This is a genomic window from Halobellus litoreus, assembly GCF_024464595.1.
GTDB classification, from domain to species: domain Archaea; phylum Halobacteriota; class Halobacteria; order Halobacteriales; family Haloferacaceae; genus Haloquadratum; species Haloquadratum litoreum.
In genome coordinates this window covers 148,189-163,386 of record NZ_JANHAW010000003.1, presented here as the reverse complement: position 1 = coordinate 163,386, position 15,198 = coordinate 148,189, and the positions used below count along the sequence as shown (strand labels likewise).

General features: G+C 64.4%; 12 protein-coding genes. 6 read left to right on the top strand and 6 right to left on the bottom strand.

Translation table 11 applies throughout. The features are described 5' to 3' along the window. Nucleotides 1–53: 53 nt before the first annotated feature. From NO360_RS15125 to NO360_RS15110, 4 genes are all read right to left on the bottom strand, one after another. Entirely contained in the window at nt 54–1,202 is a 1,149-nt protein-coding gene (locus NO360_RS15125) for an ABC transporter ATP-binding protein (protein WP_256308679.1), read from the bottom strand. Nucleotides 1,203–1,287: 85 nt separating this feature from the next. Next, a complete protein-coding gene (locus tag NO360_RS15120; protein ID WP_256308678.1) occupies nt 1,288–2,163 on the bottom strand; it encodes a carbohydrate ABC transporter permease in 876 nt (291 codons plus the stop codon). Next, on the bottom strand, nt 2,163–3,098 hold the full coding sequence (locus tag NO360_RS15115; RefSeq protein WP_256308677.1) for a carbohydrate ABC transporter permease: 936 nt from the start codon (nt 3,096–3,098) through the stop codon (nt 2,163–2,165). Before NO360_RS15115 ends, NO360_RS15120 begins: the two co-directional genes overlap by 1 nt. Before the next feature lie 27 nt (nt 3,099–3,125). Further along, nucleotides 3,126–4,598, bottom strand: coding sequence for an extracellular solute-binding protein (locus tag NO360_RS15110; RefSeq protein WP_256308676.1), 1,473 nt, complete (start codon nt 4,596–4,598; stop codon nt 3,126–3,128). Nucleotides 4,599–4,936: 338 nt separating this feature from the next. Here NO360_RS15110 and NO360_RS15105 point away from each other — a divergent pair, with 338 nt between their 5' ends. The 3 genes from NO360_RS15105 (at nt 4,937) to NO360_RS15095 (ending at nt 8,600) form a co-directional block, all read left to right on the top strand. Beyond that, complete coding sequence (locus tag NO360_RS15105; RefSeq protein ID WP_256308675.1) at nt 4,937–5,971, top strand: alcohol dehydrogenase catalytic domain-containing protein; 1,035 nt, start codon at nt 4,937–4,939, stop codon at nt 5,969–5,971. 300 nt (nt 5,972–6,271) lie between these two features. After that, the gene (locus NO360_RS15100) at nt 6,272–7,039 is read left to right on the top strand and encodes an IclR family transcriptional regulator (protein ID WP_256308674.1); all 768 of its coding nucleotides are present in this window, start codon (nt 6,272–6,274) and stop codon (nt 7,037–7,039) included. A gap of 589 nt (nt 7,040–7,628) precedes the next feature. Beyond that, complete coding sequence (locus tag NO360_RS15095) at nt 7,629–8,600, top strand: carbohydrate kinase family protein (RefSeq protein WP_256308673.1); 972 nt, start codon at nt 7,629–7,631, stop codon at nt 8,598–8,600. A 38-nt stretch (nt 8,601–8,638) separates the two neighbouring features. On the opposite strand, the gene NO360_RS15090 is transcribed toward NO360_RS15095, so the two are convergent. Then, nucleotides 8,639–9,679, bottom strand: a complete 1,041-nt coding sequence (locus NO360_RS15090) for a P1 family peptidase (RefSeq protein WP_256308672.1) — start codon at nt 9,677–9,679, stop codon at nt 8,639–8,641. Nucleotides 9,680–9,831: 152 nt separating this feature from the next. Here NO360_RS15090 and NO360_RS15085 point away from each other — a divergent pair, with 152 nt between their 5' ends. Continuing rightward, nucleotides 9,832–10,461, top strand: coding sequence for a hypothetical protein (locus NO360_RS15085; RefSeq protein ID WP_256308671.1), 630 nt, complete (start codon nt 9,832–9,834; stop codon nt 10,459–10,461). A 42-nt stretch (nt 10,462–10,503) separates the two neighbouring features. On the opposite strand, the gene NO360_RS15080 is transcribed toward NO360_RS15085, so the two are convergent. Beyond that, entirely contained in the window at nt 10,504–11,583 is a 1,080-nt protein-coding gene (locus NO360_RS15080) for an aspartate/glutamate racemase family protein (protein ID WP_256308670.1), read from the bottom strand. A gap of 346 nt (nt 11,584–11,929) precedes the next feature. Here NO360_RS15080 and grpE point away from each other — a divergent pair, with 346 nt between their 5' ends. Further along, nucleotides 11,930–13,399, top strand: coding sequence for a nucleotide exchange factor GrpE (gene grpE, locus NO360_RS15075; RefSeq protein WP_256308669.1), 1,470 nt, complete (start codon nt 11,930–11,932; stop codon nt 13,397–13,399). Nucleotides 13,400–13,581: 182 nt separating this feature from the next. Next, a complete protein-coding gene (locus NO360_RS15070) occupies nt 13,582–15,159 on the top strand; it encodes an Hsp70 family protein (protein WP_256308668.1) in 1,578 nt (525 codons plus the stop codon). Nucleotides 15,160–15,198 lie beyond the last annotated feature (39 nt).

Sequence of the window (15,198 nt, the reverse complement as noted above, 5' to 3'; positions counted from 1 at the left end):
CGACGTGGGAAGGGATCGGAAAACCGGGAGTCGGTCCCCGAGCCATCCGAGGCTTACGTCTGGCCTTCGAGCGTGACTTCGGCGTCCGTGCCGAGTTTGCGTTGGTGGATGGTCTCGCCCGCCTCGGCGTCGAACAGGTGGATGTCTCTGTCGGGGATCTCGACGTACACCGACTGTCCTTCGGTGATCGCGCGCTGACCGTCGGTCTCGACGATGAAGGTCCGGTCGCCGTCCTGACCCGCGGGGCGGAGGTAGACGTACGAGATGCTGCCCATCGGCTCGACGACGTCGACCGTGGCTTCGAGCTCGTGACTGGCTCGGGAGCTGTCGTGGATTTTCGCGTCTTCGGGGCGGACACCCAAAACGAGGGCGTTGCGGCTCCGGGCCGACGCCTGCATCTCCTGGGTCAGATCAAAGTCGAAGCCGTCGAGTCGGAGCGTCCCGCCCTCGACCTGGCCCTCGAAGAAGTTCATCGACGGCGACCCGAGGAAGCCGGCGACGAACCGGTTCGCCGGCCGGTAGAAGCACTCCAACGGGGTACCGACCTGTTGGAGTTCGCCGTAGTTGAGGACGACGAGCCGGTCGCCCATCGTCATCGCCTCCGTCTGGTCGTGGGTGACGTACAGCGTCGTGACGCCGAGTTCGTTCTGGAGGCGGTTGATCTCGGTCCGCATCTCCGTCCGGAGCTTCGCGTCGAGGTTCGAGAGCGGCTCGTCCATCAGGAACACGTCCGGGTTGCGGACGATCGCCCGCCCGAGCGCCACGCGCTGTTGCTGGCCGCCGGACATCTCTCCGGGCGTGTTGTCGAGCAGTCGGCCGATCCCCATCTTCTCGGCCGTCTCGCGGACCCGGGTCTCGATCTCGTCGTCGGACATATCCGTCGACATCTTGAGCCCGAACGCCATATTCTCCTCGACGGTCATATTGGGGTACAGCGCGTAGTTCTGGAACACCATCGCGATGTCGCGCGCCCGCGGCCCCAGTTCGCTGACGACCGTGTCGCCGATGACCACGTCGCCCGTGGTCTGTTTCTCCAGTCCGGCGACGATCCGCAACAGCGTCGACTTGCCGCTGCCGGAGGGACCGACGAACACGACGAACTCGCCGTCGTCGATTTCGAGAGAGACGTCGTCGACTGCCACGACCTCGTCCCCGCCGGAGCCGAAGCGTTTCGTGACGTCGTCGAGGTCTACTTTCGCCATCGCGTCCCTCCCGTCGGTCGGTCGCTCCCCGCCGTGTCGGGAAGTCGGTTCGGAGGCGATTCGGCCGGCCGTCTGCGTAGAGCGCTCATTCTTTGATCACCACGCCGAAGCTGAGTCCGGCAGCGAGATACTTGTTGACAGCGATGACGAACAGGACGACGGGGATGATCGTCGCGGTGGTCGCCGCCGCGAGCATCCCCCACTCGATCTGTCGCACGCCGATGAACTGGTACACCTGCATCGTCACCGTCACCGCGTTGTTGTTCGTCAGCACCAGCGAGAACAGCAGTTCGATCCAGGCGAAGATGAAGCTGATGATCGCGACCGAGAAGATGCCGGGCTTCGCCGCCGGCAGGATCACCTTTCGGAACGCCTGGAACCGCGTCGCGCCGTCGACGCGGGCGGCCTCCTCGAGCGTCTCGGGAATGCCGTCGAAGAAGGCCTTCATCACCCACACGACCAGCGAGATGTTGATCGTGATGTACATAAAGATCATCCCGATCCGGGTGTCGTAGAGGTTCAGCGCCCTGAAGATCACGAAGAACGGGATGATGACGGCGACGGGCGGGAGCATCCGCGAGGAGAGGATCCACACGAGGACGTCCCGCTGCCTCGGGATGTCGTACCGCGAGAGCACGTACGCCGCCGGCACCCCGATCAGCAGGACGACGATCACCGAGGCGCTGACCATAAACACGCTGTTGAAGAACGCGTTGACGAAGCTCGACTGCTGGAGCAGTTGGATGTAGTTGTAAACCGTCGGCAGGAAGACCCAATCCGGCGGCAGAGAGATGGCCGCGCTGGGCGGCTTCAGCGACATCGAGACGATCCAGTACAGCGGGAACAGGACCACGAGGGACCACCCGAGCAACGCGGCGTGTCGCCCGAGCGAGACGAGTCGCTCCCGGGTCGTCTTCGACATCCGGCTGTCGGGCTGTTGTGGGTCGTCGACGGTCGCCATCAGTCCCACACCCCCTCGAACCCGACTTTGATGATCAGGATGTTACACAGCGCGATGATGCCGACGAGGTAGACGATGGCGATCGCCGCCGCGCCTCCCAGGTCGACGAACGTGAACCCGGTCTGGAAGATGTTGATGCTCACCAACTCCGTCGCGGTTCCCGGGCCGCCGCTGGTGAGGCTGAACACCAGCCCGAAGGTTCGGAACAGGTCGATCAGCCGGATCAGGATGGCCACGAACAGCACCGGCTTCATATACGGGATGATGACGTGGACGTACCGCCGCCACATCGGCGCGCCGTCCACGCGCGACGCCTCGAGGAGCGTCTTCGGGACGGACGACATCCCCGCGTAGAAGATGATGAACATAAACGGCGTCCAGTTCCACGTATCGACCAGGATCACCGTCAAGAGCGGCACGTCGCTGAGGAAGTTCGGCGCCGCGAACGGCGTAAGCTGCTGAATGAGGTACGGAATGATTCCGATTTCGGTGTTCAGCATCACCCGCCCGATCGTGGCGAGCGAGACGGGCGCGACGGCCATCGGGATGATGAAGACGATTCGGTAGAAGGTCTTCATCCGATCCGACTCGACGCCGGTCACGAGCGCCGCGAGGACGAACCCGATGCCTGTCTCGAGCGCCAGCGCTCCGGCGACGAACGTGATCGTGACCACGAACGAGTTGATCGCGCCGCCGCTCGTGAAGACCCGCCGGTAGTTCGCCAAGCCGTTGAACTGGCCGATCGTGTTCGGGTCGGTGAGCTGATACTTGACCAGGCTCAGATACAGGTCGTACGCGCCCGGGAAGATAGTGATCAGTAGCATCACGAGCACCATCGGCGTGATGAACCAGTACGGGAGGTACTCGTTCCACAGTTCCCGAAGCCTGGCCAGTCCCGATGGGGCCTGTGATGTGGTTTGAGTCTGTGTACTCATTGGGTGGCTTGGAGAGTTCCCGCCGTCTTACTCGCTGGCGATGTCTTCGGCCGCCGACGCGGCGCTCGCCATCGCTTCCTCGGCGCTCTGGTTGCCGCCGATTGCCGTCTGCAGCTCCTCGGAATAGGTCTGTCCCCACTCGGGGTACTGGCTGTCGAAGGGGTCCGGCGCGGCTTCCTGCAGGGACTCCAGCGTGACCTGCGCGAAGTTGTCGCCGACGCGGGAGCGGTACTCCTCGTTCTCCCACGTCGACTGGCGCACCGAGAACCCGGCGTTGTTCTCGACGTGCATCCACGTGTTGGTCGGTTCCGAGGACGCCCAGAGCATGAACAGGAACGCCTGCTCGGAGTTGTCGGCGTTCTGTGAAGTTGCGATCTGCCACGCGAAGGCGTTCGGCGAGAACTGCCCGTCGGCCGGTGCCGGCGCCTTCGCGACGGCGATCCGGTCGGCCACGTCCGAGGATTCTGGGTTGGTGAGACCCGGCCAGAACAAGTTGGCGTCCGAGACGATGTGGCCGGCGTTACCCGACTGCATCGTCGAGAGCACGTCGGACCAGACCTGGCTGGACGCGCCCTCGGGACCGTAGTCCTGGAGGAGGTTCACGTACCACTCCGCGGCGGAAATCGCTCCCTCGGAGTCCAGTCCGGAGTTGCCCGGATAGCTGTCCCAGAGTTCGGCGCCGAACTGGCGGATGAACGTGTTGAGGATGTAGATGTTCATCCCATACCCCTGTTGGCCGCGCCCGACGGTCCCGACGACGTCAGACTCGTTCTCGTGGATGGTCTGGGCGTTCGATCGGAACTCCTCTAACGTCTCGGCGACTTCCAGGTCGTACTCGTCGTAGAGGTCCGTGCGGTAGAACTGGGTCTGGACCTCGACAGTGATGGGCATCCCGGTCCACGTGTCGCTGTACCCCCCGCCGTGTGCTTGCCACCGCGTGGCCTCGAAGAGGTCGTCCATCCCGTACCACTCCTCATCGTACATACTGTCGTCCTCGAAATAGGGGTCGAGCGCCTGCAGCCACCCCGACTCGCGGAACTGGTTGACGACCTGGTCCAGGAAGAACACGTCCCACTCGCCGGCGCCGGTACTCACGTCGGTGAGGCGCTTCGTTCGGAACTCCTGTTCCGGCAGGACGTTCCAGACGACGTCGATGCCGGTCAGTTCCTCGAACACCGGAATCGCCGGCCGGATGGCGTCCACCCACGCGTGTTGGACCGCGCCGATGTTGATTGTCGACCCCTCGAACTGCCGCCAGTCGATGTCCGCGCTCTCGTACTCGCTCAGCGGAATCGCGAGTTCCTCCGACCCGCTGTCGCCGGATCCGCTGTCGCCGCCACCGCCGCTGTCACCGCCGCTGGTCCCCGAGGTTCCGTCCCCGGAGCCGTCCCCGCTACCGCTGCTGCCGCCGCGCGTACAACCTGCGAGACCACCGAGGAGTCCGACGCCCGTCGCTTTTAGAAAATTACGCCGTCTCTGCCCGTTGCGTTTGCTTGTCATAGTCGTCGACCTCGTGCCGTATCGAATTATCCATTAATAATAAAACTATTCATTAATCAACTGTTCTACACGTAGTGATACGGAGAAGTCGGTAGTGGCGGGTGATCCAACAGTTCGATCTCGTCAGCTTCGACCGACGAGCGGAGAAATATTTTAATAGGAGATGTGAATACCTTGCTTCAGCGGCAGCCGTTAGCAGAGTATGCGTCGCTCGACAGAACCGACCGCAGTCGACGGAACCAGCGCGGCGATTTCAACAGTATGAGACCGAGAAACCGATCCCACCGACGGAATCGAGGCAGAACCACCGCAGAGCGGCACCGGAGCACGGATCCCTGATGCGCGCAGCGACGCTAACCGACGTCGGATCGGTCGAAGTGCGGGAACGCGATCGGCCGATTCCGGCCGACGACGAATTGCTGATCCGAATCGGGGCGTGTGGCGTCTGTATGACGGACTATCACCTGTATCGCGGATCCTTCAGTGTGGAGACCCCGCTGGTACCGGGACACGAGAGCGCGGGGACCGTCGTCGACGTCGGCGACGACGTCTTGCGGTACGAGTCAGGTGACCGCGTCGCGATCAACCCGACGATCCCGTGTAACGCCTGTACGTACTGTAAACGCGGGGAGACGCACCTTTGTGAGAACAACACGAGTATCGGCGGAGCCGCGGACACCGTCGTCGACGGGGCCTTCGCGGAGTACGTCCGGGTTCCAGAGACGAACGTCGAGGGAATCGGGGAACTGTCGTTCACGCGGGCCTCCCTGGCCGAACCGCTCGCCTGCGCCCTCCACGGCGTGTCGCAGGTCGACAGCGAGCCCGGGGACAGCGTCGCCATCGTCGGCGCGGGCCCGATCGGCCTCCTGTTGCTCCAGGCGTTCCGCAACGTCGGTGCCGCGCCGATCGTGGTCTCGGAACTCGACGACACCAGGCGGGAGCTCGCCGCTGACCTGGGTGCCGACGCTGTCGTCGATCCCGAGGCGGTCACTGATCCGGTCGCGGCGATCGAGGACGCCGCGGACGGCCCCGTCGACGTCGGCGTCGAGGCGATCGGCCTCGCTCCGACGATCCGGCAGGCCAACGCGGTGACAGCGAAGGGCGGGTCGACCCTCGTCTTCGGCGTCCCGGCCCAAGACGAGACCCTTGAGATCAGTCCCTTCGATGTGTACTTCGACGAGGTGGACTACCGCGGGTCCTACTCGCTGACGACGGCTGACTTCGAGCGAGCGGTGACGTTGCTGACGCACGGACGGGTCGAGGTGGATCCGATCGTCACGGATCGGATCGGCCTGGACGACCTCCCGTGGGCGTTCGATCGGATGGCGAACACCGAGGGGCTGAAGCACGTCGTAATCCCGGATGCCGAGTGAGTGCCACCCTTTTGCGGCCTGTGCGTCGAGATCCTGTTAGCGCCCAGATGGTCGCGATTTCGAGGGGGGACCGCCGAGCCTGCCGTCCCGTAATCGATCGACGGAGGAGTTGAGACGCTGGCCCCCGCCAACTGTTCAGTAGAGCAGAACAAGTAGTATTCACGGTGATTTCGTTCGATATTTGCTGTGGCATTAACAATCATTATATACTTCGGCCAGTCCGGTGCTGTACGATGCCCCGCCGTCCGTTCTGCAGTGGTGAACAAATTTTAGGCGGCGGCCTTCGTACTGACGAACGAAATGGACGAATCACCGAAGTACGCTGTCGAAGCGACCGGAACGTCGCTCCGGATATTGGAAACCCTCGTCGACGCACCGGAGTCGATGGGAGTCACAGCCCTCTCACGAGAGGTGGACGTGGCGAAGAGTGTCGTCCACAATCACCTCGCCACGCTCCGCGCACACGGGTACGTGACGAAGCGTGACGGTCGATACGGACCGTCGCTGAGTCTACTGAGATTGGGATCAGGGGTCCGGAGCGACGTGGGAATCTACCAGGAAACCAAAGAGGCCGTGGACAATCTGGCCGCGGCGACCGGCGAGACCGCGACGCTGTTCGTGAGGGAGGAAGAGAGCGCGATTCCGATCCACATTGCCGAGGGGGACACGCTTTGGACGCAACCGTTCGGTGTCGGCGAGAGACTGCCGCTTCACGTCACCGCGCCGGGGAAATGTCTCCTGGCGTCGCTCTCGGACGAGGATCTCAGAACTGTGCTCGACCGACTGAACCGCGAGGCGTATACTGACGCGACCATCACGGATCGCGAGGAACTCACGACGGAGCTGCGTCGCGTCCGAGACGACGGGATTTCGTTCTGCAGAGGTGAACACCACGAGGGTGTCGTCGGCGTCGCAGCCCCGATCCCGTCGAACGGAGAGTATCGGACCGCCGCGCTGGGGGTCTGCGGACCGGTGGACCGTCTCAACGGTCGATACTTGGAAGAGGACGTCACGGGACAGGTGCTGAGCACGACGAAATCCGTGCAGGTGGAACTCGCCAGTGCGTGAGCGATTTCGCCCCCTTGTCGGATCGGGGACGTCGTCGAGAATAACTTGTGTACGTTTGTTACAAATTTGGAGAACACGGTGAAGAGCGTCCGGAAGGGTTCATACACGATATCTTATATTTTTATTGACTTACCTGAAATAAATTGTATATCGGGCGTGAGTCTTACTGCACATATTTTTTATTTTGGGAAGAATATACACATATTTTTAGTGGTTTCTCCGCTTAATTCTCAAAATTTATTTTTTATCTGGGTTCAGGTACAGTAATTTACAAACATATCATAACGAATCTTATCAGTAATTATATCTGAAAATTAGAACCAGACTGTTCGGCTCACGCTGAGTCGGCCCTCCGCACAGTTCGATCCAGTCGGGTCGGAGCAACGGTCCGCGAATACACGACGACAAGAGCTAATAACGTCTGTGGAGAATATATAGGCAATATGACGCGTTTCGGAAAGAACCGCGGGGAAGCGTTCCAGAGAGCGCCCACCACGTTGCGACGGGACTCGGAAACCGCACCGGTCAGCGCGAACCGTCACTGTGCCGGCAGCAGTCTGTCGTCCGGCCGCAACGCACCGTCCGACGAATGACTGACCGTTCGATCATCGTTGCCGGGGAGACGCTCGTAGACTTTATTCCGGCGACGCCCGGACCCCTCGGCGAAGTCGAATCGTTCGACCGTCGGGCGGGCGGCGCACCCGCGAACGTAGCGGTCGCGCTGGCCCGACTCGAGACACCACCGTGGCTCTGTACGAACCTCTCGACCGACGGCTTCGGAGATTTCCTCGCGTCGGCCCTCGAAGACGAGGGAGTGCCAGACCGGTTCGTGACGCGGAGCGACCATCCGACGGCGCTGGCGTTCGTGAGTCACGACCAAGCCGGCGATCGGAGTTTCACGTTCTTCCGCGAGGACACCGCCGACGTTCACATCGGGACCGACGACGTCGGCGAGGGGACGCTATCGGACGTCGGGTGGGTCGTCGTCGGCGGCGTGGCCCTGACCGACGACCCGTCTCGATCGGCGGTGTTCGACCTCGCCGAACGGGCTCGGGACGCCGGCTGCCGGGTCGTGTTCGATCCGAACACCCGCGCGGACCTCTGGTCGGAGGACCCGACGCCGACGATCGAGCGGATGCTCTCGTTGACCGACGTGCTGAAGGCGACGCCGGCAGATTTCGAGCCGACCGGCGTCCCGGTCGACGAGGAAGCGTTCGGCCAGCGGCTCCTGGAGGCGGGCCCCGACACGGTCCTCGTCACCCGAGGGGCGGCGGGAGCGCGGGCGGTTGCCGGTCCCAGCGCGCCCTGGGGTGCCGGCGAGTGGTCCCACGAGGGGTACGAACTCGACGATGTCGTCGACGCGACGGGCGCGGGGGACGCGTTCCTCGCCGGCGCGCTGACGGCGATGGTCGACGGGAGCGACCCGACGGAGACGCTCGGGTTCGCGAACGCCGTGGCCGCGGTTTCGACCACCGAGAGCGGCGCGATGGCCGCCTTGCCGGACCGGGAGACCGTCGAGCGGTTCAGGGATCGGCAGGACGGGGACGGAGGCGGGACCTAGTCACCGCCGTGGTCGCCGAGGTACCCTATCGCGCTTCGTTACGGGTTCGAAGGTCCCCGGGCTTCTACCGCCCGCCGGACGGCGTCGAGCGGCAGGGCTTCGACGGTGGTTCCGTCGATGCCGACCGTCGTCTCGGCGCGGGTGAGCGAGTTGTAGATCGCCTCTTCGGTGGCCTCGATGGCCGCTCTGAACAGCGGCGTGAGCTCCCCGTCTGAGAACGTCTCGCCGCGGTCGTTGGCGAACCCGATCGCGAAGTCGCCGCTGCCGTGGTGGGCGATGCCGCCGACGCGGCCCAGTCCGAGTTCCGTTCGCTCGACGACCCGGCCCAACTGCCGCGAGGAGAGCGCCGCGTCGGTGCCGACGAGCATCATAATCGAGCCTCCCGCAGACGACGCCTCGGTCGACGCCTCGACGTAGCGGTCCACGTGCAGGCCGTCGATTCGGAGGTCCTCGGGCTTCCCGGTGTTCGTGAGCACGAGCGCGCCGACCGTGTGATCGGCGACGCGGCGCGAGGCCGTGCCGATGCCGGCCTTCCAGCCGAATCCGGTCGTTCCCGCGCCCGCGCCGACACAGCCCTCTTGGGTGTTCGATTCCGTCGCGGCCTCGAAGGCGTCCTCGACGTGCGCCGCCGAGACGTGCCGGCCGCGGATGTCGTTGAGCACGCCGTCGTTGCACTCGCCGACGACTGGGTTGACGGACGTGACCGACGCGTCGCGCTCGAGCGCGCGCCCCGCGACGGCGTCGGCGACGCTCCAGACGTCGAGGGTGTTGGTCAGGCCGATCGGCGTCTCGATCTCGCCGAGTTCGTCGACCTGCGGGAGGCCGACCGACTTGCCGTAGCCGTTCAGGACGGACGTCGCGCCAGTTACGGGGTTCTCGTACACGTCCCGATCGACCGCGGGGTCGATCACCGACGCGCCGGTGCGGAGGCAGGGCTCGTCGTCGGGGGCGCCGCGGTGCAGCGTCCGGTGGCCGACGGCGACGCCCGGAACGTCGGTCAACGCGTTGTCTTCGCCCGGCGGGAGCCGTCCGGGGGCAATACCGAGTTCTCGTAGGCGTGTTCGTCGTTCGCTAGTCACACGCGGCAGTAGCGAAGCCGTTCAATTAACGCTGTCGCGAGCGCGGGACCAGGCGGACGGCGGTCGGGGGAACTCGTGGGGACCGACGGTGCCGGGACGGGGGGCCCGTCCGGCAGGATATAAACCCGTCCGCCGAGATGCCGGAGACGACAATGCAGGAGGAGACCGACAGAGACACGGCCGAGCCCGTCGACCAGCCGACGCTCGCCATCGCTCGGGACGAGGGAGACGAGACGTTCCAGTCGATCGCGAACCTCGACAACATCGGCGACACCGCGATCGTCGGCATCACGTTCCTCCTGGCCGCCCTGGGGACGTGGGTGACGTTCGCGTATCCACGACTGTCGGAGACGCCCGGGGTCCGGGCCGGGTTCATTCTCCTCGCGCTCGCCTCTGTGGCGGCCACGCTCGCGAGTATGTACTACCTCGTCGACTCGCTCGCGCCGCGGCGGTTCTACGGCGACGGGGTCGGGGACCGCTTTCTCGACCACAAGTGGTTGCCCTGGCTGAACGACGACCCGACGGACCTCGATCGGTTCAGCCGGACGGAAATCGACTCGCCCGCGGATCTCAGGGCGGCGGTCGAGGTGTGGATCGATGAGTACGACGAGGACACGACGATCGACTCCGAGGCGGCTTTCCAGTACTCCCGGCTGCTGAACTACAAGCTCGTGGCGCGGCACAAGGCGCGGAACACGGCGTACGGGATGGCGTTTCTCCGGCTGGCGGTGGTCTGTCTGGGACTGGTCATCACCGTCGGAATCCTCGGAGGCGTACTGTAGGAAGCGACGCGGCGGGCCGGGGCCGCGGTCGACGCGCCCCGTTCAGAGCAGGTGAGAGACCTGTTCGAAGTTCCGCTCTAAGGCGCGTTCGATGGCGTCGTCGGGTTCGGACGGGATTGCATCGTACTCCTGCACCGTGAGATCGAGCGCGTCGAGATCGAGGGGGATCGGCCGATCGTAGTCGACGAAAAACAGCGTGGGGAGGTGCAGGTAACTGCCGCCGACGCTGGCCCCGCGGTCCGCGAAGTACTCCATCGTCCACTCGATCAGGTTCGACTGCAGCGTCACCATCTCCGAGAGCGACCCGACGCGCGCGGCGAACGGCGGGTCGTAATCGAGGTGGGGACTGTCGTCGACAGCGAGGGAGACCGACGGCGGTTCCGCGTCGTCGGCGTCGTCGAGGAGCCGTTCGGCCAACACCTGGGTTGGATCGACGAACGTCAGGTGTTCCGGGAGGGCTCCCTCTTCCTTCAGCCGCGGGATGGACTCCGGCGTCAGCGCCAGGGGAAGTTCCGTGCAGCCGAGCACGACGGTGTCGATCGCGGGGTGTCGATCGCACTCCTCGCGGACGAGTTCGCAGAGCAGGTCCTCCGCCCGGTCGGTGACCGTGCCCGTCTTGATGCCGAACTCGGGATCGTAGATGACGTCCATCAGCCGATCGACGTTCCGCGGGGTCGGCTGGAACGCCTCGACGCCCGCGGCCTCCAGGTCGTCGTCGTACAGCCGTTTCTCCAGGGTCCGCGAGGTGCCCAACACGAGCACGCCGTCGTCGACGGCGGGGACCCGCGCCGTCTCGGCGATCATATCGACGAAGTCGGCGTCGAGATCCCGGAAGATGTCCCGAAAGAGCGGGTGCGCACCGTTGCAGGAGAGTCCGATCTGCGCCGCGCCGAGGTTCTGCAGCAGCGCCGCCGTGAACTCGCCGGTGGCTCGCTTCCGGAGCAGCGGGGGATCGCCAGCCTCCCACTCCTGATCGGCCTCCTCGGGCGTGAACGCCTGCCGAGAGTTGCCGTAGAGCACGTACGAGTGGTCTGCCGATCCGTCGAGCGAGGCGACGTTGGCCGCCAGGTCGGCCATGGCTTCGTTACCCATCCCGCCGACGACGCCGATGGTCGCGTTCATTGTGTCGTGTGTCGACACGTTCGACCGGGAGCGCATATAGTCGTTGGGTCAGGTGATCGACTCCGGTCGAGAAATTCATTCGACCGAGAGTTCGAGTCCGATTTCGGGACGCGGCCCCGGCCGAGAGGTCGGGAGAGAACGGGCGGTCGACCGCCTTCCGTGCGATCTCGGGACGCCGACAGCAGAAGTGTTATTTCGATATCAAATCTGTGGGTTTATAACGGATGAGGAACCATTCACCCCCAGACAGCGCACTTCGGTGAACGGAGCCCCCGGTCGCTCCCGTTCACGTTTCGACCGAACAATGCTACTAACGAACCTGATAACCCGACTTATCAATCGAATAATGTCTCCCGGCCCTGCAGACGACGAGGAGCAGCCAGAATCGAACGACGAGCACGGAGACGCGGAAGCGTCTGCGGGAGAACGACCACCGGAGTCGCGTGAGGAGCCGTCGACCGGTGAAGACGCCGAAAAGACGGCAGCCGAGGAACGCGGAGAGTCGGACGAACGTCCGGAAGCGGCGGGGCAGACGCGGGACCGTCCGGCCGACGACCGGCAGGGAGACGGCGAACCGGAAGGTCGGGCGGCGGAAGCGGACCAGCCGTCGGCGATGGATGACACCGACGCGGATCGCGACACGGAGCACGGTGATCGGCCCCCGTCCGAGGGTCCTGCCGACGGGGCTGATTCGTCGACCCAGACGGAGGGAGAGGGCGCGACTGCGGACGACGCTTCGGAGACGGCGGCCGATACGGACCGAACGGCGGACGGGGAGGTCGGGAAGGTCGATTCGCAGGAGTCGGGATCGGCGTCGAACTCGGAGGACGGAAGCGAGTCGGCGGCGAACCGCAGGAACGAGGACGGCCGGGAAGGGGCGTCCAAGGCAGCCGACGGCGACACCGCCGGCCGAGGATCCTCCGAGGGGGAGGCCACTACGAGAGTGGACTTTTCATCGTCGACCGGCAGCAGGAACGCCGAGGCCGGCGGTCCAGACGGCTCCGCGAGCCCGAAATCGATCGGTGACGAATCCGACGGAGAACCGGACGTGGCTCGCGAGGGGCCGGAAACCGACGAGGCAGACGACGGGGCGGAAACCGACGAGCCTGGCGAGGAGCGGGAAACCGACGAGGCGGGAGACGAAGCAGGAACCGAAGAGTCCGATGTCGAGCCGTCGGCCGAAGAGCGTCTCAGGATCGCAGAGCGGGAGCTCCAAGAGCTTCAGGAGCGGAAGAGGGATGACAAGGCGGACGACTCCGTGGCGGCGGTGACGCCGTCGCACGAATTGGTCGAGGCACGGAAAGCCTACGTCTCGGCGTTGCAAGCGCGCAACGAGGAACTGAAACGGAAGCTCGAAGAACGGGGTGAAGCCCTCGAAGCGGCCCACGAGCGGGCCGAGCGCGAACGCGAACGCGCCGACGAGCGGATCGAGCAGAAGGAAAAGCAGATCGAGCGGTACAAAGAGCGACTCGACAAGAAACTGGAATCGGAGCTCAAGTACGCGAGCGAGGATCTCGTCAGGGGGATGTTGGCGGACGTCCGGTCGCCGTTAGCCAGGGCGCTCGAACAGGGCGAGGACATCAAAGACGGCGTGGAAGTGACGCTCAAGGAGTTCGACAGGGTGCTGGAGGACGAGGAGGACGTCGTCCCGATCGTTCCCGAACTGGGCGAGAAGCTGAATCGGGAGCGACACGAGGCCGTGAGGACGGTCGACACCGACGCCGAAAAGAACACGATCGTGGAGGTAATGGAACCGGGGTTCGAGATGGACGGCGAGATCCGTGAGAAGGCGGCGGTCTTCGTCGCCGAGGAGTGATACTGATTACTCTCGTCTCTTACTGAGGGGCGCCACCTCCGCTGACGGCGCTCGGCGGTAAAGAAGCGAGAGTAATCAGTACGAGTGGGGCCACTTTTTGTGGGATTCCGAACTGTACGTCTATTTGAACTGTCCATTAGATTCATATGAGAGCCAGAGAATGGTTCCCCTGTTCACTCCATATGTCTTCAGAGACCACTGCGATCGGAATCGACCTCGGAACGACTAACAGCGCCGCCGCCCAGAAGGTCGGCGAACTACCCGACGTCGCCGACGGCGACGGCGATGGAACGATGCGGTCGGTCGTCACCTTCGAGCCCGGTGACGACAAGGTGATCGTCGGCGACGAGGCCGTGAGCTATCTCGAGACGGATCCCGACGTGACGGTCACGTCTATCAAGCGGGAGATGGGGACCGATTACACGTTCGCCGTTGACGACGACAGTTACACGCTGCAGGAGTACACGCCCGAGATGGTCTCGGGGCTGATTCTGAAAAAGGCCGTCCAGAAGGCCGAAGCCTCCTTCGGAACCGAACCCGACAGCGCCGTCATCACGGTGCCGGCGGACTTCCCCGAACCGGCCCGGCGGGCGACCGAGACGGCGGCGAAGTACGCCGACATCGACGTGCTTCGGCTGCTGCCCGAACCGAGCGCCGCGTGCGCCGCCTACGGGCTTCGCGACCGGGACGATCCGATCGAGACCGTCGCCGTCTACGACCTCGGTGGCGGGACCTTCGACATCAGCATCGTCGAGATCATCCACGAGGCGGACCTCTACGAGGTACAGGGCAACGACGGCAAGCAGAAACTCGGCGGCGACGACTTCGACGAGCGCCTCGCCGAGCACGTGAAATCCGAGTTCGAAGCGGAGACCGGCTTCGACCTCAGCGACGACCACGTGGCGAATATTCGCGTCAAACAGGCCGCCAAAGAAGCGAAACACAAGCTCTCGACGGGCGACGAGACGGAGATCCGGATCCCCTTCATCGTCGAGGACGAGACGCTCGAACAGACGATCACGCGGGAGACGTTCGAGGACCTCACGAGCGACCTCGTCGACAAGACCCTGGAGGTCTGTCAGGGCCTGCTCGACGACCTCGACGACACGGAGAAAGACGACATCGACACCGTGCTCTTGGTCGGCGGCTCCTCGAAGATGCCGCAGGTGCAGGACGCCGTCGAGGACTTCTTCGGCCAAGAGCCCTCCAAGGAGGTCAACCCCGACGAGGCCGTCGCACAGGGTGCCGCCAAGCAGGCCGCGATCATCTCCAGGCGGCGGGGACTCGAAGGGGAGGAACGGGACCCCGACGAACTCCCGGGCGAGGAGGGCGGAATCTTCCCCGTCGCGCCGGACAGCATCGGGATCCGTCTGGCGGACGGATCGTTCAGCCGAATCATCGAGAAGAACGAGTCGCTGCCGGTCCGACACACCGAGGACAACTACTCGACGACGCGCGACAACCAGACGCGCGCCCGGATCGAGGTGTACCAGGGCGACTCCGACGTCGCCGAGGAGAACGACAAGATCGAGGAGTTCGTGCTGGACAACATCCGCGAGGCGAAGGCCGGCGTTCCGAACATCGCCGTCGAGTTCGAACTCGACGAGAACGGCGTGCTCCGGACGAAAGCGTGGGACAAATCCATCGGCGACGAGGCGTCGACCGAGGGCGGCGTCGAAATCTCCGCGGGCGAAGGTGAGGGCAGCGAGTCCGAGGACGACGAGATCGCCCGGATCCGTCGACAGCTCCCGTCGGTCTGAGCAAGTCGTCCGGGACGATTTTCTGACGTGCGTCGGCGA

Excerpts from the sequence above, each read along its gene's own strand:
- NO360_RS15125 (WP_256308679.1), bottom strand. The coding sequence starts at position 1,202 with ATGGCGAAAGTAGACCTCGACGACGTCACGAAACGCTTCGGCTCCGGC.
- NO360_RS15120 (WP_256308678.1), bottom strand. The coding sequence starts at position 2,163 with ATGGCGACCGTCGACGACCCACAACAGCCCGACAGCCGGATGTCGAAG.
- NO360_RS15115 (WP_256308677.1), bottom strand. The coding sequence starts at position 3,098 with ATGAGTACACAGACTCAAACCACATCACAGGCCCCATCGGGACTGGCC.
- NO360_RS15110 (WP_256308676.1), bottom strand. The coding sequence starts at position 4,598 with ATGACAAGCAAACGCAACGGGCAGAGACGGCGTAATTTTCTAAAAGCG.
- NO360_RS15105 (WP_256308675.1), top strand. The coding sequence starts at position 4,937 with ATGCGCGCAGCGACGCTAACCGACGTCGGATCGGTCGAAGTGCGGGAA.
- NO360_RS15100 (WP_256308674.1), top strand. The coding sequence starts at position 6,272 with ATGGACGAATCACCGAAGTACGCTGTCGAAGCGACCGGAACGTCGCTC.
- NO360_RS15095 (WP_256308673.1), top strand. The coding sequence starts at position 7,629 with ATGACTGACCGTTCGATCATCGTTGCCGGGGAGACGCTCGTAGACTTT.
- NO360_RS15085 (WP_256308671.1), top strand. The coding sequence starts at position 9,832 with ATGCAGGAGGAGACCGACAGAGACACGGCCGAGCCCGTCGACCAGCCG.
- NO360_RS15080 (WP_256308670.1), bottom strand. The coding sequence starts at position 11,583 with ATGAACGCGACCATCGGCGTCGTCGGCGGGATGGGTAACGAAGCCATG.
- grpE (WP_256308669.1), top strand. The coding sequence starts at position 11,930 with ATGTCTCCCGGCCCTGCAGACGACGAGGAGCAGCCAGAATCGAACGAC.
- NO360_RS15070 (WP_256308668.1), top strand. The coding sequence starts at position 13,582 with ATGTCTTCAGAGACCACTGCGATCGGAATCGACCTCGGAACGACTAAC.